This window comes from Selenomonas dianae (assembly GCF_030644225.1).
Taxonomy (GTDB): domain Bacteria; phylum Bacillota; class Negativicutes; order Selenomonadales; family Selenomonadaceae; genus Centipeda; species Centipeda dianae.
In genome coordinates this window covers 925,980-945,586 of the sequence record NZ_CP128650.1, presented here as the reverse complement: position 1 = coordinate 945,586, position 19,607 = coordinate 925,980, and the positions used below count along the sequence as shown (strand labels likewise).

The following is a 19,607-nucleotide window of genomic DNA, read 5'->3' as shown; positions in this document are numbered from 1 at the left end:
GGGCAGCTCACTCGTGCAGAATCATCTTGAGATCAGCATCCGTCAGCGTGTATGAGAAGAATTTCTCATAGAAGCCGCGCAGATCATCCGTCAGACGGTAGTCATTAAAAACATCCGGATGCAGTTTCTGCGCGATCCACTTGATCATCAGCGGCGTCTCGACGCAGGGCGCATCCCAGCGGTAGAGCCCGACGGGGGCTTTCCACACGCGCCCCTCACGAACGGCGGCAATATTGCTCCAGTTCTGGCCTTCGAGCTTGTTTTCGAACAGATCGCTTGGCTGAACCTGCGAGAAATTGCTGACGATCACGACATCGGGATTCCACGCGGCGACCTGCTCCATCGTGACATTGACCCATGTTCCGTCGACTTCCTTCGCCGCATTCGCGCCGCCTGCCGTCTCAATCATCATGGTATTGACGGCGTTGCCGCCCGCAACCTTGAGATTCTCATCGTATAAATAAAGGACCTTCGGCTTTGGTTTGTCCGCGAGTGCCGCCTTTTTCCCGTCGAAATAGGCCATTGTGTCCTTTTGGAACTCAATGATTTCCTCGGCACGGTCCTCTTTGCCGAGCACTTTTCCGATGACGCGGATGCCGTTCTGCAAGTCCTCCATCGTGCCGTATTTCAACGCGATGGTCGGAACCTTAAGCGCCTCCAGCTGTTTGATTTCCTCCTCTTGATAATTCCAAACGACGATGGCGCTCGGGTTCAACTTGCCGAGCTCTTCCATGTGAATGGAAAAATCCTGCCCGACAAAATCCGTCGAAGCTCCTGCCAGTTCGGGCGCCAACGTCTTCAGCATGGACTTCTCATAAGACGCCTTTGCCGAGGGATGCATCCCCGCGATGCGCTGCCCCGTGCCGTCTACCGCGTAGACAATGGACGCCCACGGGATCGGCACGACAGCGATGCTCTTGACCTCTCCCGGCAAATGCACCTCGCGTCCGGTCGTATCCGTCACAACCCGCTCCGCCTTGGGCGCGGCTGCCTCTTGTGATCCGCATCCTGCAAGCACAGCGCAGAGGAGCATCAGCGCCCCAAGAAAAGCGAATGACAAACGATGTTTCATGATCATCCTCCGAATCCGAATAAATTAGAATACGGAACCGCGCCCCGCAGGCATATTCGCCTCAGGAACGATCCCATCTGTATCTTCTGTGCTGCGCCGTCAGAGATCAAACGTCGCGGAGAGCATGAACGTCCGCGGCATCGAGAGGAGGAGCTTGCTCCCCTGTCCCGGCTGCAGAATCCAGTAGCTGCGGTCGAATACGTTGTAGATGGACGCCTGCAGAGACACGGGCGTCGTTCCGATCTTCGTCCGATAGTTCGCAAAGAGATCAAATACTGCCGATGACGGTACGGAGAGTTCGCGGCGGCCGGTGCCGATGATCGTACCGCGCGAAACGTAGTTCAGACGCCCCGTAATGCTCCAGTCCGCATTTGGCATATACTCAAGCCCGACAACGGTGCTCCACGGCGCCGAGCTGTCCGTCGGCAGGCCGTCGTTTGCGCCTCCTTGCGTCCGCTGCTGACGCGCATGGAGGTACTGAATCCCGCCGAATACGTTCCACTTCGGCGCGGCGGCGCCCGTAACGCTGAGTTCAAGACCGCGGTAGCGGTTCTCGCCGTCGAGACGGTAGAACGGCAGTGCCGGGTTGGAGGGGTTCGGAACATCAATGTAGTTCGGCTGGTTCATATCGAAATAAGCAAGCGCAGCGTACATACTGCCGAACTTATACTTTACACCCAGTTCCTTCTGGGTCACCTTGACTGCCTCTGCAATCTCTCCCTCGTTGGCATAGCCGCTGCCGACCACCTCCCCGCGCGTCGTGGCTTTTGCATACGCACCGTAGACCGAGAGTCGGTCCGTCGGCGCATAGGTCACGCCGAATGTCGGCGCATACTGCGTATCCTTCGTCTCGCCGGCTGCAGCAGCGCCACGGTAGTTGCCATGGCGGCGCGTCACGGCAGCGAGCAGATTCCACTTCCCGATCTTTACATTGTCCATCAGGTTGATGCTCGTATCCATCTCCTGATACTGGAACTTCTGGCCGAGGCTGCCGGAGATGTCGTAGTTGTAGATCGACGGCTTATAGATGATGCCGGAGTATATATTACCTGTCACATGAGCATTTTTAGCATCTCTCCGCGTATTGTTGTACTGCACGCGCCACGAACGATCCACGGCGAGCGTCACGTCATGCTCCGCCGCCCCTGTCTTGAACTTGTGGTTCACACCGACCTGCCCGTAGCGGCTCTTGAGATAGAAATACTGCGACCAGACGCGATTGTCGCGCAGATTGCCGTCGCCGTCGATCGTGATCTGCGCCCAGTAGATGAAGCGGCGATTCGTCATGTCGTTCGTGCCTACGTTCAGGAACCACTTCGTATGCGGATTGATCTTCTGCTCGTGGTTGAGCGTGATCTGATAGCCGTCCCAGTCGCTGTGCATGAGGTTCGGATCATCGTAGCTGCGGCTCGCATCGGGTGCGCCCGGCACCTGCCGGGCGGAGGGCTGGATCTTAAAGCGCCGCTCCGTTCCGCGCAGACGATCCTTGTAGTATCCGCCGAAGAAGTTCGTCGTGCTCTTCGGCGTCTCGCGGCTGACATCGACAAAGAGGTTCGTCTTTTGTCGTCCCGCACCGCTCACGGCAAAATTTCCCTCGCTGTGCTCACCGTAGACACGCACACCAAACGTCCCGTCGCCGAGCCCGCTGCGGTTCACGTCGATATAGCCGCCATAGTGTCCATATCCGCCCATCGTCTGCCGATAGCGTGTGAAGTCCCCCTTCTCCGGCCGTTTCGTATAGAGATACACGGAGACCGGCTGTCCGCCGTCGGGCCCGTTGTAGGACTGCACCGAGCCGGAAAGCGTTGCCGCAGGACCGACCATGACATCTGCGCGGCCGATGGTATTCGTCACGGGACCGGACGCCATGATGAAGAAGCCCGGCACATTGTTGAGATACATTGCCGAACCGTTCGCAAGCATCCCACGCGCGGAGAAGTCCGTCTTGATGAGCGAGGTGCCCACGCGCAGCGACGGCACATTCGCGAGAACCTGATTCACGTCGCCCGACGGCGCAGCAAACGTATCGAAATTCTTCGTTGTGAGGCTCTGTGCCGTATACGGCACCTGCATCACGTCCTGATCGCCCATCAAACCAAAATTCGTCTGCTCTGCCTGGAATCCGCCGGGCAGACTTCTGCGCACCGGAGTATCTGCGGGATGACGCACTCCGGTCACCGTTACCTCGGGCAGATCATAGGTATCCATCTCCTCTGCCGCCTCTGTCTGCAGACGCTCCTCGGCAGCAGCCGTGTTCACCATACCTGTGCCCGTCAGACATGCGAGGAGCAGAGCAAGTTTCTTCTTCCGTGTCATTTGCAACCATCCTTTGTATCGAAAGTATCAATTGACGAAAAGATTATCATAGTCTACGATTAAGTACAATCGAATAGATTCAAAACAATACTTCAATATTTTTGAAGTATCATCCTTTCAAAAATGCGTCCAGAACCGCAGCGAAGTCCGCGCCAAGCACGCCGCTCCTCTCGCCTGCGGCATCTCTGCCCGAGAGAAGACCCGACGGCAGCGGAACGATGCGCTTCTCCCCCATCGCAGACAGCAGCGCAGGATCGGCAACAACTGCATCCGCCGCATCCCATGTGGACTGCAACTCTGCAGCCGTACGAAAGACGAGCACGTCGGCTCCGGCTGCCGCCTGTCGGTACAGTGCCGCCGTCTCCTCGTCCCACGCATAGGCCGCACAGCGGATATTGCAAAATCCATACGCACGGAGCAGATGATCGGTGGCGGTGGCAACAATCGGGTCGGCGATGATGAGGATCTTGTCCGCACGCACATCCCCCGCTGTCGGCTCCACACACGCCCCCTCTATGGGCAAGCCAAGCACTGCAGCGATCTCAGCCTGCCAGGCAGTCCTGCCAGCATCCCCGAACGGCAGGCTGCGGACAACGGGCACATCGTATTCCCAGTGCAGCCATGCCGCCGCAGACACGCCGGCAGCAGATACCAACCAGACCAACGCGGGGCGTTCGATCAGTGCGTCGCGCCCTGCAATGCGCACATCGCAGCCGTACGCGGAGAGAAAAGCAGTCGGAGCATCCAGCTGCGCCATATCGCCGAACAACAACGGGCTGTACCCGAGGATGAGAACCGTCCGCCCCGACTCCCGCCACCCATTGGCCGCCTCCTGCACAAGACGAAGCGACGCCGCTGCAGCACCGTGCACGGCATCATGAAAGCCATCCGTCGGCGATGCACACGCGCGGCAGCCCTGCTCCTCCGCAGCTTGCAGAACCGGCGCGGCCTCCATCGCCATGAACGCAGGCACCGGCGAGCTGAGAAGATGCACCGTGCGGTACGTTCCCTCTGCCGCAAGCATACCGGTCTCTGCGGCAGCGGTCTCCTCCATACCGAAGATGTAGTCCTCCGCCTGTGGGATGAGCGCATAGACATCGCTACGCTCCGGCATGAGATCCATGCGTGCAAGTGCATTGCGGCAGCCCGACGGCGTGACAAGGATATGTGCCGCGCCCTCTTCCCGCAGGAAATCCGACACGCCCGCCGTATCGCTCATCGGCGGCGGCAGCGGTGCCGATGCCGTGACCGCCCCATCCTCCGGCGGCAACGCGGCGAGAAGCTCCTCTGCAGTCTTGTGCCGAATGCCGTCCGCCTTTGCCAACGGCCCACGGAAGAAACAGCGCACAATGCAACCCGTCTCCGCAGAGAGCGTATGCTCAATGTCTGCAAAGTCCGGACGCGTAAGGATATCGAGACAGGAGAGGTAGATAACGACCACTTGTGCACCAGGCAGGTGTGCAGCATCCCGCACCGCATCCCGAATGATCTCCTCCGCCGTTCCGAGCACGTAGTCCTCCTCCCGCACGGCGGCATAGCGAAACCGCCCGAGTGTACCGATCCATAGCGCTCGCTGGTAAATGGAACGAAAACAGATGAGCGCACCCGTCGCAACGATAACGAGATCGCGTCGCGCCCACAGGCGGTCGAGACTCGTGTCAAAGTCCTGAATTTCCTCAGCGGCAATCGGCTGCATTAGCTCCCTCCTCATCACGAAGCAATTTCTTCCCGCTCGGTCGTCCGCTCTCCTCCCCGAGGATTTCAAGGAAAAGATTCATTGCGGGACTGCACCATTTATTCCGGTGAATCCCGTAGTATGACGTGACGATCAGCGGATCCGACAATGCCACAGCCATCCGACCTAGCCCGATGCGTTCCCGCACCGCATAATCCGGCAGCAGGGCAATCCCCATATCATTCTCAACCATGTTGATGATGGTCTGCGTACTCCGCAGCTCAATCATATTCGTAAACGAGATCGCTTGTTTTCGAAAGTAGTCGTCCGCTATCTTCCGAATCTCACCCGGATGCGGCATCGTGATCAGCGGCATCTCATCGATCTCCATCGCCTGCTCTCGAAAGTCCGGACACCATGCGGCTGTACTGACTGCGGTGTAGAAATGCACAGGGCTCTCCTCGAACTCCCAGAACACAAGACTCTCCTCGTCTCTTTCTTGAATCGTATACGCGAAACCGACATCGAGCTGTCCGTCGTTGAGAGCCGCAACGACATCGCGGCTCGTGAGCGAGCGCAGACGCAAATCGACGCGTGGTGCGTGCGCATGCAGACGTTTGAGCAAGGGAGGCAGACGGAAGCAGAGCAGCGACTCCGGCGCACCGACCGTGAGTGTTCCCTGATAGGCGGCAATGCCGTATTGAAAGTTCTTGATCTTGTTCGCCGCCGCAAGCACCTCGTCCACATACGGAATCAGTGCCTCGCCTGCCTTTGTCAGAACCATACGCCGCCCACTTTTCTCAAAAAGCGGTACCCCCGTCAGCTTTTCCAGCTATGCAATGTGGAACGTGATCGTCGACGGCGTGTAGCTGAGGAGGCGCGCCGCCTTTGTAAAACTCCCCGTGCGCACAATTGTCCGGAACGTCGTGAATATCTTTAGTTCCATCCGTATCTATCCTCATCGGTAAGTATGAAACACTCAAAATCAGTCATTCGTAATTGATCAGTGTTTCCTTAGTTTACCACTTATTTCGCCTACCTTGGCTTCTCCTGACAGCCGTGTCCTCAAAGCAAAAATACTCCGGGTGATGGCGGGACTGCGTGTACTCAAACTGTATGCCCTCGGCATTGTACATTCTCCCACTGACCACGGCCAGGCAGTTGTAGTCCCCCATTTCCAGCCAGTGCAAATCCAAATCGGCAGCATACTCCACCGTCATGCGGCGGCGGCTGGTGACGATGACCATGCCCAGATCATTTTCTATGTAGTCATAGATGGAGCGGGAAGCAATTTCCGGGGTGAGATGGGGCACTGCCTCACGCAGAAACAGATTGATATCCAGAATCAGGGCTTTTCCATCCAGATAGCGGATGCGGCGTACATCATAGATGTCGCTGCCCAAGGGAAGCCCTGTTTTTTTTGAAGTTTTTTCATCCACAACGTCCTCGGCGAAATGAATGACGCGGGTAACCGCCTGAAAGTGATTGCGGGCAGCGGCTTCACGGAAGGATTCAATGCCGCCGATCATAAACTCGTTTTGCTCCGTCGGCTGATATATCACCCGCATCCGCCGCCCCTGTCCAGCCTGGATATAGCCCTGCTCGATGAGACGAGCCAGAGCGCGGCGCAGCGTGGCGCGGGAGCAGCCATACGCCTCCGTCAGTTCGTTCTCAGAGGGAAACACCGCTTCGGCGGGATAGATGTTTTCCTCTATTTTTTTTTTCAAGTCCTTGTAGATAATCTCAAACTTTGCCGCCGGCATTCCACTCATCCTTTCTTGTCTATACAGCCTAGTATAAATAATACAAGCGAAAAGGTAAAGCATGAATCAGCAATTTCTATGATGAAAAATTTTATTCAAAACATTGCTTCCTATCTTTACTTGTATAGACAAGCATGTTATTTTATATTCACAAATCTTGTATAGACAAGTTTGCGAGGCAACAGGAGGAGACACATCATGGGGAAGTACACGGAGGATTCCAGAGAGCTTCTGGAACTGGTGGGCGGCAAGGACAACATTGTTGCCGTCTCTCACTGCATGACGCGGATGCGCTTTGTTCTTGGCGACCCTAAGAAGGCCGATGTCAAGCGCATCGAGGCCATGAAAGCAGTAAAGGGCAGCTTTACACAGGCAGGGCAGTTTCAGGTCATCATCGGGAACACGGTCGCGGAGTTCTACAAGGACTTCATGGACGTGGCCGGAATCGAGGGCGTGTCCAAGGATGCCGTGAAGCAAGCGGCGCAGCGGAACCAGAACATCTTGCAGCGGGCTGCGGCCATCGCCGCAGAGATTTTCGCACCGCTCATTCCCGCGATCATCACCGGGGGACTTATCCTCGGTTTCCGCAACTGCATCGATCAGCTTTACCTGTTTGAGAACGGAACCAAGACCTTGGTGGAGCTGAGCCAATTCTGGGCGGGCATGGATCACTTTCTCTGGCTCATCGGCGAGGCGGTATTTCATGTGGGCATACCCGTCGGCATCTGCTGGTCGGTGGTGCGAAAGATGGGCGGCACCCCCATCCTTGGCATCATTCTCGGTCTGACCCTTGTATCAGGGCAGCTGTTGAACGCTTACGCCGTAGCGACGACGCCCATAGACAAGATTCCTCACTGGGATTTCGGGTACTTCACGGTGGACATGATTGGCTATCAGGCGCAGGTGCTTCCGGCGATCTTGGCGGCCTTGACCTTGGTTTATTTGGAACGCTTCTTCAAGCGCCTCGTGCCCTCGGTGGTGCAGATGATTGTGGTTCCCTTCTGCAGTCTGGTGCTGGCAGTATGCGCGGCGCATTTCGTCCTGGGGCTTATTGGTTGGGTAGTTGGTTCGGCGATTTCCAGCGTCGTGTTCAGCGGCATCACCGGCTCCTTCCGCGAGGTGTTCGGCGCCGTCTTCGGCTTCATCTATGCGCCGCTCGTTATCACCGGTCTGCATCACATGACCAACGCCATTGACTTGCAGCTGATCGCCGACTATCACGGCACTATGCTTTGGCCGATGATCGCGCTATCCAACATCGCCCAAGGCAGTGCCGTACTGGGCATGATGTACCTGCAGCGGGGCAATGCCTCCGCACAGGAAGTCAATGTCCCCGCATGGGTTTCCTGCTATCTGGGTGTAACGGAGCCGGCGATGTTCGGTGTCAACCTCAAGTACTTCTTCCCCTTCATCTGCGGCATGACCGGCTCGGCCTGCGCCGCTGTCCTCTGCGTCTCCACGGGCACCACGGCCAACGCCATCGGTGTGGGCGGCATCCCCGGCATTCTCTCCATGCAGCCCCAGACCATGCCCACGTTTGCAATGGCTATGATGGTCGCCATCGCAGTCCCCTTTGTTCTGACGGTTATTGTGGGCAAAAAGAAGGGAATCGACAAGCAGGCACAGCCCGAAGCAGCAGAAGCTGCCGCTACAGAGGAGAACGTGACAGAAAACGCAATGGAAAGCGAGCATGACTTCACGGCGTTCCTGGACGGGGAGGTAATTTCTCTCAAAGAAGTGGGCGACGGCGTTTTCTCAGAAGGCATTGTCGGCGAGGGGCTGGCGATCCGCCCCATCAGCGAAACGCTCTGCGCCCCGGTCTCCGGCAAAATTACGATGCTGATGGAGGATTCCCGCCATGCGGTGGGCATGACGCTCTCGAACGGCGTGGAGATTCTGCTCCATGTGGGCATTGATACGGTAGATATGCAGGGCGACGGCTTCTCCTATCTCGTGCATACGGGGGACGAAGTCAAGGCCGGAACGCCGCTGCTCACCTTCAGCCGTGAGAAAATCAAGGCTGCGGGGCACCCCGATGTGACCATCTGTGTCATCACCAACAAAAACGGTGTGGAGACCTTTTCCTTCCACACGGGTATGATCGGTAAAACCGGCGAAACGGTGATCGCATCATTTTGAGTAGACAAAAAGCAGGGGCATCGTCAAACACATGACGATGCCCCCTGCCTCTGATGTATGGGGAGGAAAACACGATGGCAGACTTCAAGAACAAAGTAGTTTATCAGATTTACCCGAAGTCCTTCAAGGACTCCAACGGGGACGGTATGGGGGATCTGCGGGGCGTTGCCGAAAAGTTGGATTATTTAGCGGATATGGGCGTGGATTACCTTTGGCTTACCCCATTTTTCGTCTCGCCGCAGAAAGACAACGGTTATGATGTAGCGGATTACCTGGACATCGACCCTCACTTCGGCACCATGGCGGATTTTGATGCACTGGTGCAGGCCGCCGATGCCAAGGGGCTTAAAATCATGCTGGACATGGTGCTGTGCCACACGTCCGACCAGCACGCGTGGTTTCAGCGGGCGCTGTCCGGCGATAAAAAATACCAACGCTACTATATCCTGCGTGACGGCCGCAACAAAAAAAGTGCGGACGATCCGGGCGAGCCGCCGACCAATTGGCAGTGCGCTTTCGGCGGCAGCGCGTGGCAGAGGAAGCCGCGCCTACGCAAATGGTATCTGCATTTGCACGATGTAAGTCAGCCGGATTTGGATTGGACGAATCCCCGCGTGCGGGAAGAACTCGCCAATGTGGTGCGGTTTTGGAAGGCGCGGGGCGTGGCCGGATTCCGCTTTGATGTCATCAACCTCATCGCCAAACCGGAGGTTTTTGCAGATGATACCAAGGGACTGGGACGGCGGCTTTTTGCCGACGGGCCGCATATCCACGAATATCTGCGCGAACTTGTGCAAAATGCCGGCATTGACGATATGATGACCGTTGGTGAGATGGCGTCCACGGATCTGGAAAACTGTATCCACTACACCCGCCCTGCCAATCACGAGCTGTCCATGGCGTTCAACTTTCATCACCTGAAGGTAGATTACAAGGACGGTGACAAATGGGCGTTGATGGAGCCGGACATGGCTCAGCTCAAACAGCTCTTCTCTGCATGGCAGACAGGCATGGCCGAGGCGGGCGGCTGGAATGCGCTCTTTTGGTGCAACCATGACCAGCCCCGCATCGTCTCGCGCATGGGAGATGAGGAAACGTACCGCGTGGAATCTGCCAAAATGCTCGCGGCCTGCATTCACCTGATGCGCGGCACGCCCTACATTTATCAAGGGGAAGAACTGGGCATGACCAATGCGGGCTATACCTCCATCGAAGATTATCGGGACGTGGAAAGCCTGAACTGTTATCGCACCCTTTTGGAGCAGGGCGTAGCGGAGGCGGATGCCTTGAAGATTCTGGCCGCCCGCTCCCGTGACAATGGACGCACTCCGATGCAGTGGTCTGCCCGGCAATACGCAGGCTTTTCCACGAAAAAGCCATGGATTCCTCTGGCGAAAAACTATCCCTCGATCAATGTGGAAGCGGCGCAAAAGGACGAAAATTCCATTCTGGCGTTTTATAAGCTCCTGATCAAATTGCGCCATGAAATGCCCATCATTGCGGAGGGGGATATTCGATTCATCGAGGAGGACAATCCCGACGTGATCGCCTATGAGCGCACATGGCAAGGGGAGCGACTGACGGTGTTCTGCAATTTCCGCCCCACGTCCGTTCGCCTGCGCTATGCTTCCCTGCAAGACTTTGCAGACGCGCAAAAACTCCTCGGCAACTACCCCGATGTGGAGGAATATCTCAGGCCGTATGAAGTTTTAGCCTTTTATCGCCAGATGTGAGTCCTGATCCAATACTTCACCATAGCCACCGTCATTCCTGTCATCGTTTCATCATTGTTTCCATCATGTCAATAAACTTCAGCGGGATAGTTAGTATGATTGACAAACCTATACAACTCCTCATCCTTTTTCATCTATGGGCTTGACTTTTTATTTGCAGGCTTACGAAATCAAGCACCGTAGATCCCTTTCTGAAAAGACACAATCGTACAAATTCGGCGAGAATTACTTCTTTCATCTTATTGGAACAATGTCCTTGTAAGAATCTATGGATTCATGTTATCATCAATTTGCTTTGATCATTTTCATGTAGGGATATTGTTTCAAGGAGGATGACGTAGATGAGAAAGAAAGACCTTGCCCGAAAGATCACGAGTTGGATCACGCTTGGTGTCTTTTCGATGCAGCCCATACTCACCTTTGCCGCAGAAATCCTCCCGGACACCTCCGCTCCGATCTCCCAGCAGCCGCTTGTGATGGAGACGGCGAGCGGTCATCCTCTCGTACAGATCGCGCCCCCGTCTGCAGGCGGCGTGTCAATGAATCTCTATACGTTCTTTAACGTACCCGAACGTGGTGCGATCCTCAACAACAGCTACAATCTCTCCAATACGGAGCTTGCAGGGTATGTGCAGGGAAATCCGAACCTCATGGGCGGTACTGCACGTATCATCGTCAATGAAGTCACAAGTGCAAATCCATCCGAACTGCGCGGCTTTTTAGAGGTCGCAGGTGACAGAGCCGGTGTCGTTATTGCCAATCCGAACGGGATTTTGGCAGATGGTGCCGGCTTTTTGAATACGGCAAGAGTAACGCTTGCCACAGGACGCACTGCGATGGACGCCGCAGGAAACCTCGCCGCACTGCGCATCGACGACGACAAAGTCGTCATTACAGGAAAGGGTCTCAATGCAAAGGGCGTAGAGTCTGCCGAGCTCTATGCACGCGCCATCGAAATCAACGCGGGACTTTGGGCAGAACACGCAAAGATAGTCACAGGTGCGAACACCATCGGCTATACGGATGGAGAAATCTCACCCATCATTGCGGACAGCAACATGCCCTCCTATGCCCTCGACCTTTCGGCAATCGGCGGTATGTATGCGAATCGGATCGCACTGATTGGAACAGAAAAAGGCCTCGGTGTCAATCTCGAAGGTCAGATTACGAGCACACAGGCGACCTCCCTCGATGTGAACGGGAACCTCAAGACCTCCGGCAATCTCTATTCGGATGGCACAACATCCATCCACGCAAAAGAATCAGCAAACAGCGGAACGATATACAGTGCTAAAGATACTTCCATATCTGCAACAGCAATTAAAAATGACGGAAAGATCATCAGCGGTGCAAATACTGCGCTCCAAGCGGATACGATCATCAACCGTGGAACACTCGGGAGCAGCATCGCCTCCTCCGGTGCGGCAAATGCAAACGGCGTGTTGACAATCGACGCAAAAACTCTTGTCAACGCTGACGCAAATATCCTCAGTGGAAACGACATCTCCATTACGGCAGACAATATTCATACCCAAAATGGTACGATTGCAGGAAACGGAGATATTTCAGTTGCGGCAGCGCAGCATCTGGATATTGAAAAGGCAACCTTGCAGAGCGGCAGGAACTTCTCTATACAGGCAGATTCGATGCCGCTTACGGGGAATATTTCCAGCGGCAAAGATTTATCCGTTACGCTGAATAGCGATCTGACAAACACGTCCGCTTCGGATTCCTTTGGAAATCTCCATGCGGACGGCAACCTCACGGCGAAGATCAATGGCGCAGTATTCAATAGAAGGAACCTCTCAGCAGATAACACCTTGCATCTCACCGCAGCTGGAAATCTTGTCCAAGTCAAAGGCGGTAGCATCTCCGGGAAAAACCTAAGTATTACGTCAGCAAACCTCTCCAACCAAGGACTCATTCAGGCAGATGAATCAGCCGAAATCAAAACAGCACAGCTGAAAAACGATGCTACAGGCAAAATCTACGGCGATACGGTTTCCATCCAAGCAAAGCATATCGTAAACGAGAAGAACGCGCCCCTTGAATCCCGCCTTGCCGATGAGATGGCTGTCTTAAAGCAAAAAGCAGACCAACTGGAGGCGGCACACAGCGTCGATGTGACAAGATTTACCTCATGGGGCGAGGTGAATGCGTATAAAGCAAACATCCATAACGCTGAACTCGCCTATGATGCACAACGATCCGTGGTAGACGGAATCAAAGCAGAGCTGGAGCAGCTTCCTTCGGGTGTCATTGCTGCGAGAAAAGATCTCTCTGTCACCGCAGATACCATTCGCAATTCAGGGAGCGCCCACCTTTATGCAGGGCAGGATATGGATCTTGCTGCCACGGAGGGACTGACGAATCGCGGCGCACGCATCGAGACGCAGGGCAGCATTCGTATTACTGCACCTGTGACAAAGAATGAGAATGCTGCGTTTTCTACGAAACGTGTCATTACCGAAACAAGAAACAATCCCACAAAACTTCGGATTGACGAAGACCGTCACACCGAAATAGGTCAGGCATTTCCCGAGTGGGAGTTCCGCGAGATCAACAGCGGATACGGTGCATACCACAGTAATGTCGCTCCAAAAGCGATTCTGGAGCCTGCTGAATACAAACCGCTGGAACAGATTTCAGAGGAAGAACGTGCCGCCGGCGAGAAGCCCATTCCCGAGGAACTGATCGGCACCATGACTCCGACTTATGCCTACGACGATCCGATCTTCAAGCAGTTCGGCATCACCTCCATGAATACGGAACGGCCGGCAGCAGATGATCCCGCGCGTGCTGCATGGGACACGCAATACAAAGGAATCCTCGCACAGCTCAACGAAAAGATCACGGCATATAATGCAGAGGCAACGAAGTATAATCAAAAAATTGGAACAGCGGCAGGGCAGAAGATCATTCACTTCAGCGTCATCCGCAGTCATTCGCTCATCTCAAAGGAAAGCGTTACCTCCACCCTGCCCGGCAGCATTCTAGCAGGTGGCAATATCCTCCTAAACAGTGCTGTAGAGAATGATGACAGTAATATTGTTGCGGGGCGTACCTTGCAGGCCCTCGGCACTGTCAAAGAAGATGCCGCGAAACAGCAGGAACTTACTGTTACCTTTGGAACGACGCAGGCCAGTTATACCGAAAGAAGGAACTGGCTCCATAAAGGAAAAGTACGGAAATATCACGGCGTAGTCTTCATGAAGCCCGAAATTGCAAAAAGCAAGGCATCCCCCATCGGTATTCAGACCTATGAGGGCGGAAGCGCCGTCCCCGTCGATCGGACAGATATTACAAACGCACAGAGAGAGCGCGTGCAAAATGCCCTCTCCCCCTTCGGACTTGCTCCCTCCGATACAGCACAGACAGCTGATGACGAACAGGTCGAACATCTCTTTGTCAGTTCCCTTTATCGCGTGCACCCGGAATCCACGGCAAATTATCTCGTGGAGACTGATCCTGCCTTTACCAACAAGAGAAACTTCCTCTCCTCCGACTATATGTACCGGCAGATGAAGTGGGATCAGGATAAGGTTCCCAAACGCATCGGCGATGGCTTCTACGAACAGCAGCTTCTCGCAGACCAAATCCTAAAACAAACAGGCAAACACCATCTTGATGGCTATACCGATGATGAAACTGCATTCAAGGCACTCATGGATGCGGGTATTTCCTATGCCAAGGAAATGAACATCGCCCCCGGTGTCACGCTCTCCAAAGAGCAGGTCGCATCTCTCACCTCGGATATGGTCTGGCTCGAAGAGCGCGATGTCTATGTAAACGGCAAAAAGGAACGCGCCGTCTATCCTGTTCTCTACACCAAGAACACGAACGGTCTGAGGCTCACGGCGGGCGGCAGTCTCATCTCCGCAAAGAACATCGCCATCGAGACCAAGGACGCGCTCAAGAATGCGGGTACGCTCTACGGCGAGAATATCCTTGCCCATGCGGGAGACATCGAAAACACGGGACTGATTCGCGGACAGAAGATCGGACTGAAGTCTGAGCGGGATATCCGTGTGCAGGGTTCTGTCATCGGTGATAAAGCCGTTGTCCTTGAAGCAAAAAACAATATTGATGTAAGCAGCACAACCGAGCATCTTGCCCATCAGGATGTTCTGAATACGACCGCCGGGATCGCCGTCAAGGGCGCTGAGGGCGTTCTTGCCCTCAGCGCAGGGAAGAATGCCGCACTTGCAGGAGCGACGCTTGCGGCACTCGGCAAAAACGGCAGTATCCTTCTCTCTGCAGGTGAAAACATCTCGCTGGATACCAAAAAACTCCAAAGCGATAAGGATATGACAGCAGATGCCGCAAACTATCTTCGTACCAAGCGCGGTACGGAACTTGGCACAGAAATTCGAGCAGACGCGAACATCTCGATTGCTGCAGGAAACGACCTCACAGCACGCGCGGCGGAGATTTCAAGCAAGAACGGTGCGACTTCCCTCTCCGCAGGAAACGATATATCTCTCACAGCAGGACGAGAGATATCCGAGGATCACTACGGTATTCGGTACAAAGAAAGCGGACTGATCTCTTCCAAGACCACAACCATCCGCATTGACACGGAGTCAGATATTGCGCATACGACGAATATCACAGGGCAGAACGTCAACATCGCGGCAAAACGTGACGCAACCTTTGCGGCGGCGAATATTGCTGCGGACAGCGATGTGAACATCGCCGCCGGACGGAATTTCTCTGCCCTCTCGGCAGAGAACTATGCGCATACGGAAAACTACAAAGATGTCAAGAAGTCCGGCATCTTCGGTTCGGGCGGTGGACTCGGCTTCACCATCGGAACACAGCAAACAAAGACCACACGTGACAGCGATGCCATTACCCAGCAGGGGACGAATATCGCGGCACTTGGTGGAAACGTCTCCATCTCTGCCGGAGAGAACGCACATATCTCATCGAGTGCAATCCTCGCGGACAAAGATGCAACAGTCACAGCGAAGGATGTCCGTATTGACGGTAAGGACAACATTTATCGCGAGAGCATCACACAGGAGAGCAAGACGACAGGGCTTACTGTCAGTTTCAGCCACGGACTCCTTGATCTCGGACAATCTCTCTATGCACCGATCAGCCACATCGGCGAGGTGCAGGACGACCGACTCAAAGCTGTATATGCCTACCAGACGGGGCGGATGATTCACGATGCGTTCAAGAAAAATCCGCTGACAAACGCAACATTCTCCCTCGACATCAGCTTTGGGACAAGCAAATCCTACAGCCGCATGGAGAGCACAACGCGCGAATACGCAGGAAGCCGTATCGCGTCGGGCGGAAATACAAACGTCACTGCGGGTGAGCGTGACCTGACCGTCACGGGTAGTGCCATCACAGGACGTGATGTATCTCTTACGGCAAAGGGGAACGTGCGCCTTGAAGCGGGCGAGAATACAAGCATCACCACAACGGAGAACAAATTCAGCTCCGCAAGCATCGGCGCATCCTTTACCCCGCAGGGACTCTCGAATATCAGCGTCAATGCAAACAAAGCCAATGGCAACAGCAAAGAATTGCTCACCGCTTACTCTCCTACCCTCGTTGTCGCAGAGAACACTCTCAGCCTCACCTCGGGCAAGGATATGGACATCATTGGGAGCAAGGCACAGGGAGAGAAGATCACCGCAAAAGTCGGCGGGAATCTGAGTATTGAAACCTTGCAGGAGAAGGAAACCTATGAGGAGCAAAATTCTTCTACCGGCTTTGGCTTCTCGTGGGGCGTGAAGGCAAAAGAGAAAGCGTCTTCAGCTGAGTCCACAGATCAGGCAAATACTGCCTCCACGGAATCCGCAACGAATACGACGAGTGGCAGCGACAATACAGCCCCCTCCACCGGGAGAAAATTCTCCGCGCCCACCATTGGTGGATCGCGGAACAATGGAACGGTCGACTCCCACTACCGCAGTGCACGCGATCAGGCAGGATTCTTCGCGGGGGGCGGCGGCTTTGACATCTACGCCCGAGAGAATACCGATCTCAAGGGTGGACTCATCGCAAGTGAGGCAAGTGCTGACAAAAACAAACTTTCAACAGGCACATTCTCTTTCAGCGATCTCCATAATGAGGCGGACTACAGAGCAAAAGACACGGGCTCTTCTGCGCAGATAAAACCGACGCTTGTCCAAATAAAAGAAAAGAATCCTGACGAAAGCGAAAACAAGACACTGAAGGTAGTGCAGGCATTGCACCCCACGCCTTCAATTCCCACCGTAGTACAAGGAAGTGCAAACAGCACGACAAAATCTGCTGTCGCACCGGGAACCATCGACATCCGCGAGAATCCGACACAGGACATCTCTGCCCTCAGCAGAGATACTGCAAACACCCTCAACGAGCTCGGCAGAATCTTTGACAAGAAGAGCGTCGAGGAACAGAAAGAACTCGTCAATGTCTTCCGTGAAGAAGCATTCCGTCTCCTGCACGATCTTCCCGACGATGGCAGCGGACGTAAAGTTATCCTTCATGCCTTCGTCGGAGGACTCATCAGCCAGTTCGCAGGAGCGGGCTTTGCTTCGGGTGCAGCAGGTGCCGGTCTCAACGAAGCACTGATTAACAATTTGAAAGGGCTTGATCCTGCCCTTGCCCAAGCAATCAGCGCTCTTATTGGCGCAGCTGCAGCAAAAATAGTCAATGGAGATGCAACAGCAGGAGCAACGGCGGCAGCAAGTGGGACGAAGCATAATTTCTTTGGGGGTGCCGCAGCCGGTTCTATAACCCCGCAGATCATGGCAGCATTAACAGGGTATGTGATCGTAGTTTATGCAGGTGTGCAATATATCCAAAATACTGCCACAAACGAGATTGTAGCGCAACTGCAACAGGACGGAAATTGGTTGTTGAATAACGTGGATTCTACTCTTGAGTCCATTTTTAAAGAGCACAACATACCTTATTCTCAACCACAGACACTAAATGGTCCGCATTACTATATCACACCACCAATAACAGTGACTCCGCCAGATCATGAGCACTTCCCCTTTGATCTCTCTCCCAATATTCTGGATCTTAAATACAAGCCCTATACCAATCCCTTGTTCGACTTTAAGGAGCAATGGAGTAGCCAAGATTTCTCTGATGGTAACAGGTTCTTTTCGAAAGGATTTGAAAAAGAGAAAGCAGATAAAGCCTATCCTCCTGCCAATGAGCATTCATCTACCAACAATCCTAAAGATTTCGAGAGAACCGGCAAGCCAAATTCATCTATAGACCGTGTAGATGAAAAAGGCCGAATCATCACAAGGCGTTGGTATGATGGAAATGGTCGTGCAAAAAAAGATGTAGATTTTACAGATCATGGAAATCCTAAAACACATCCCGAAGTTCCTCATGAACACACATGGGAATGGGATAAAAATGGTAATGCGAGCAGAAAATAGGTGAGAACTTTGAATCATATAAAAAAAATAAGTTTCATCATTCCAAATGAATGGGGACAATATTTATATCGTATACTTTCCCCCATAAAGGATATCGTCGATGGTACATGGGAGGTTTATGGTACATGGGAAGTTGTTGATCTTCAGGCATGGAAAAATATAAACGGTGAAATGGTTGATTTATTTGATTCCGATTATTTTTCAAACCAAGATTTTTTCTCATTGCTCGAGTCATGTATGTATTATATAGTATCAGGTATATTCAGCTTAAAATCTTCCATCGAAAACAAAAAGGATAATCTGAATACACCTTATTTAGAAGTCATTGTAACAGATAGTGTATATGTAGATATTTCTTCTGTTGATGACAAGATAATATCTGCCTTGTATACGAATGCAGTAAACCAAGGATTTGAAAATATTGAAATGGATGGATAATTCCATCATCCTTGAAGATTAATTTTAACCGTCCCTTACTCTGTTATTCCCTATCAAAATATAGCAAAGGGAAATCTTAAGGCGGTTTCTCCCTGTTCCACATGAGGTGACTCCACTTGAAAACACTCAAACGCCCCTCTTTACTACTCCTCATCCCCCTCCTCTCCTTCTCTGCTCCTCCTGCTATCGCTGCCCCTGCACAGCAGGAACAGCTCGATCAGTCGCGAGCGCAGGAGGCAGAGCGGCAGAATCGTCTCGGTGAGGAGCGTATGGAGGCGATTGTTCCACCTCCCCCGTCTGTTGATCTTCCCGCAGATGAGAGCGTTCGACTCCACATCTCTCAGATCACGATTGAGAACCAAGTGGAGCGATTCCGCTTCCTCGAACTCCAACATTGTTTTCTGCAATTGGCGGATTTGCCGCCACTGAATCGGGACCAGCCTCGATATTCACTGCTTCAGCAGCTGCTATTACAGGTAGCGTCGCAGGAGATATTGCAAAGTATGAATTGAGAAAAATCCTTCTAAAAGATGGACAGGCAAAATAGTTCTATCAATGCCATATATCATTTTAGGAAGGGCAATGCAAATGTTGGAAAAAATGAATGCATCTACAAATCTTGGATTATATATATACATAATTGGAAGTATTATTATCATAGGAGGAGCATTATGGAACTATAAATCAACAGGGTCTTTTTGGTCCCCCCGTGTGAAGCAAGCTTACTTTCGTTTTTTCTTAATAGGAAAATTACCATGGATTATAATGTGTTGCCTATTTCTACTAGGCAGTGCTTATACAAGTGCTTATACAGAAGAATTGTTGGTAGCTGTCCTTTATTGTACTGGAATTACAGCAATTTTACTAAGAAAATATGTTTTGGTTTTTTTACAAGAATTAGATAAAATGCCAAACTATCCTCGTTCAGAATATCAGTTACAAGTTTTCAACGAAATAAAAGATCATAAGATATTATATTTCGCTATCACAATCTATTTTTTTATAATGGGAACACTCGCACTATTTGCTTGCATTAAATAAGCAAAATATTCTTTGGAAAGTAGGCGA

The 19,607-nt window shown here is 53.0% G+C and carries 12 protein-coding genes; 5 read left to right on the top strand and 7 right to left on the bottom strand.

Going from position 1 to position 19,607, the window contains the following annotated elements; all coding sequences use genetic code 11:
* Positions 1-7: 7 nt before the first annotated feature.
* From QU667_RS04615 to QU667_RS04590, 6 genes are all read right to left on the bottom strand, one after another.
* Positions 8-1,072, bottom strand: coding sequence for an ABC transporter substrate-binding protein (locus QU667_RS04615; protein WP_304988147.1), 1,065 nt, complete (start codon positions 1,070-1,072; stop codon positions 8-10).
* 99 nt (positions 1,073-1,171) lie between these two features.
* On the bottom strand, positions 1,172-3,388 hold the full coding sequence (locus tag QU667_RS04610) for a TonB-dependent receptor (RefSeq protein WP_304988146.1): 2,217 nt from the start codon (positions 3,386-3,388) through the stop codon (positions 1,172-1,174).
* A gap of 109 nt (positions 3,389-3,497) precedes the next feature.
* Positions 3,498-5,084, bottom strand: a complete 1,587-nt coding sequence (locus tag QU667_RS04605; protein WP_425541849.1) for a hypothetical protein — start codon at positions 5,082-5,084, stop codon at positions 3,498-3,500.
* Entirely contained in the window at positions 5,065-5,847 is a 783-nt protein-coding gene (locus QU667_RS04600; protein ID WP_304988144.1) for a LysR family transcriptional regulator substrate-binding protein, read from the bottom strand. Before QU667_RS04600 ends, QU667_RS04605 begins: the two co-directional genes overlap by 20 nt.
* A gap of 48 nt (positions 5,848-5,895) precedes the next feature.
* Entirely contained in the window at positions 5,896-6,009 is a 114-nt protein-coding gene (locus tag QU667_RS04595; RefSeq protein ID WP_273698234.1) for a LysR family transcriptional regulator, read from the bottom strand.
* A 73-nt stretch (positions 6,010-6,082) separates the two neighbouring features.
* Positions 6,083-6,826 carry a UTRA domain-containing protein gene (locus QU667_RS04590; RefSeq protein ID WP_304988143.1) on the bottom strand — a complete coding sequence of 248 codons (744 nt, stop codon included), beginning with the start codon at positions 6,824-6,826 and terminating at the stop codon, positions 6,083-6,085.
* Between the two features lie 198 nt (positions 6,827-7,024).
* On the opposite strand from QU667_RS04590, the gene treP reads away from it, so the two are divergent.
* The 4 genes from treP to QU667_RS04570 all read left to right on the top strand — a co-directional run bounded on the left by treP (position 7,025) and on the right by QU667_RS04570 (position 18,539).
* Positions 7,025-8,965, top strand: a complete 1,941-nt coding sequence (gene treP, locus QU667_RS04585) for a PTS system trehalose-specific EIIBC component (RefSeq protein ID WP_304988142.1) — start codon at positions 7,025-7,027, stop codon at positions 8,963-8,965.
* Positions 8,966-9,039: 74 nt separating this feature from the next.
* Positions 9,040-10,698 carry an alpha,alpha-phosphotrehalase gene (gene treC, locus QU667_RS04580; RefSeq protein ID WP_304988141.1) on the top strand — a complete coding sequence of 553 codons (1,659 nt, stop codon included), beginning with the start codon at positions 9,040-9,042 and terminating at the stop codon, positions 10,696-10,698.
* A gap of 341 nt (positions 10,699-11,039) precedes the next feature.
* Positions 11,040-18,101, top strand: a complete 7,062-nt coding sequence (locus QU667_RS04575) for a hemagglutinin repeat-containing protein (RefSeq protein WP_304988140.1) — start codon at positions 11,040-11,042, stop codon at positions 18,099-18,101.
* The gene (locus QU667_RS04570; protein WP_425541847.1) at positions 18,102-18,539 is read left to right on the top strand and encodes a DUF2691 family protein; all 438 of its coding nucleotides are present in this window, start codon (positions 18,102-18,104) and stop codon (positions 18,537-18,539) included.
* 143 nt (positions 18,540-18,682) lie between these two features.
* Here QU667_RS04570 and QU667_RS04565 read toward each other — a convergent pair whose 3' ends face one another.
* Positions 18,683-18,901, bottom strand: a complete 219-nt coding sequence (locus QU667_RS04565) for a hypothetical protein (RefSeq protein ID WP_304988138.1) — start codon at positions 18,899-18,901, stop codon at positions 18,683-18,685.
* A gap of 226 nt (positions 18,902-19,127) precedes the next feature.
* Here QU667_RS04565 and QU667_RS04560 point away from each other — a divergent pair, with 226 nt between their 5' ends.
* Positions 19,128-19,580 (top strand): hypothetical protein, encoded by a 453-nt coding sequence (locus QU667_RS04560; RefSeq protein ID WP_304988137.1) that lies wholly within the window; start codon positions 19,128-19,130, stop codon positions 19,578-19,580.
* Positions 19,581-19,607 lie beyond the last annotated feature (27 nt).

What these genes read in the sequence shown, in the direction of transcription:
- QU667_RS04615 (WP_304988147.1), bottom strand. Translation starts at nt 1,072, where the DNA reads ATGAAACATCGTTTGTCATTCGCTTTTCTTGGGGCGCTGATGCTCCTC.
- QU667_RS04610 (WP_304988146.1), bottom strand. Translation starts at nt 3,388, where the DNA reads ATGACACGGAAGAAGAAACTTGCTCTGCTCCTCGCATGTCTGACGGGC.
- QU667_RS04605 (WP_425541849.1), bottom strand. Translation starts at nt 5,084, where the DNA reads ATGCAGCCGATTGCCGCTGAGGAAATTCAGGACTTTGACACGAGTCTC.
- QU667_RS04600 (WP_304988144.1), bottom strand. Translation starts at nt 5,847, where the DNA reads ATGGTTCTGACAAAGGCAGGCGAGGCACTGATTCCGTATGTGGACGAG.
- QU667_RS04595 (WP_273698234.1), bottom strand. Translation starts at nt 6,009, where the DNA reads ATGGAACTAAAGATATTCACGACGTTCCGGACAATTGTGCGCACGGGG.
- QU667_RS04590 (WP_304988143.1), bottom strand. Translation starts at nt 6,826, where the DNA reads ATGCCGGCGGCAAAGTTTGAGATTATCTACAAGGACTTGAAAAAAAAA.
- treP (WP_304988142.1), top strand. Translation starts at nt 7,025, where the DNA reads ATGGGGAAGTACACGGAGGATTCCAGAGAGCTTCTGGAACTGGTGGGC.
- treC (WP_304988141.1), top strand. Translation starts at nt 9,040, where the DNA reads ATGGCAGACTTCAAGAACAAAGTAGTTTATCAGATTTACCCGAAGTCC.
- QU667_RS04575 (WP_304988140.1), top strand. Translation starts at nt 11,040, where the DNA reads ATGAGAAAGAAAGACCTTGCCCGAAAGATCACGAGTTGGATCACGCTT.
- QU667_RS04560 (WP_304988137.1), top strand. Translation starts at nt 19,128, where the DNA reads ATGTTGGAAAAAATGAATGCATCTACAAATCTTGGATTATATATATAC.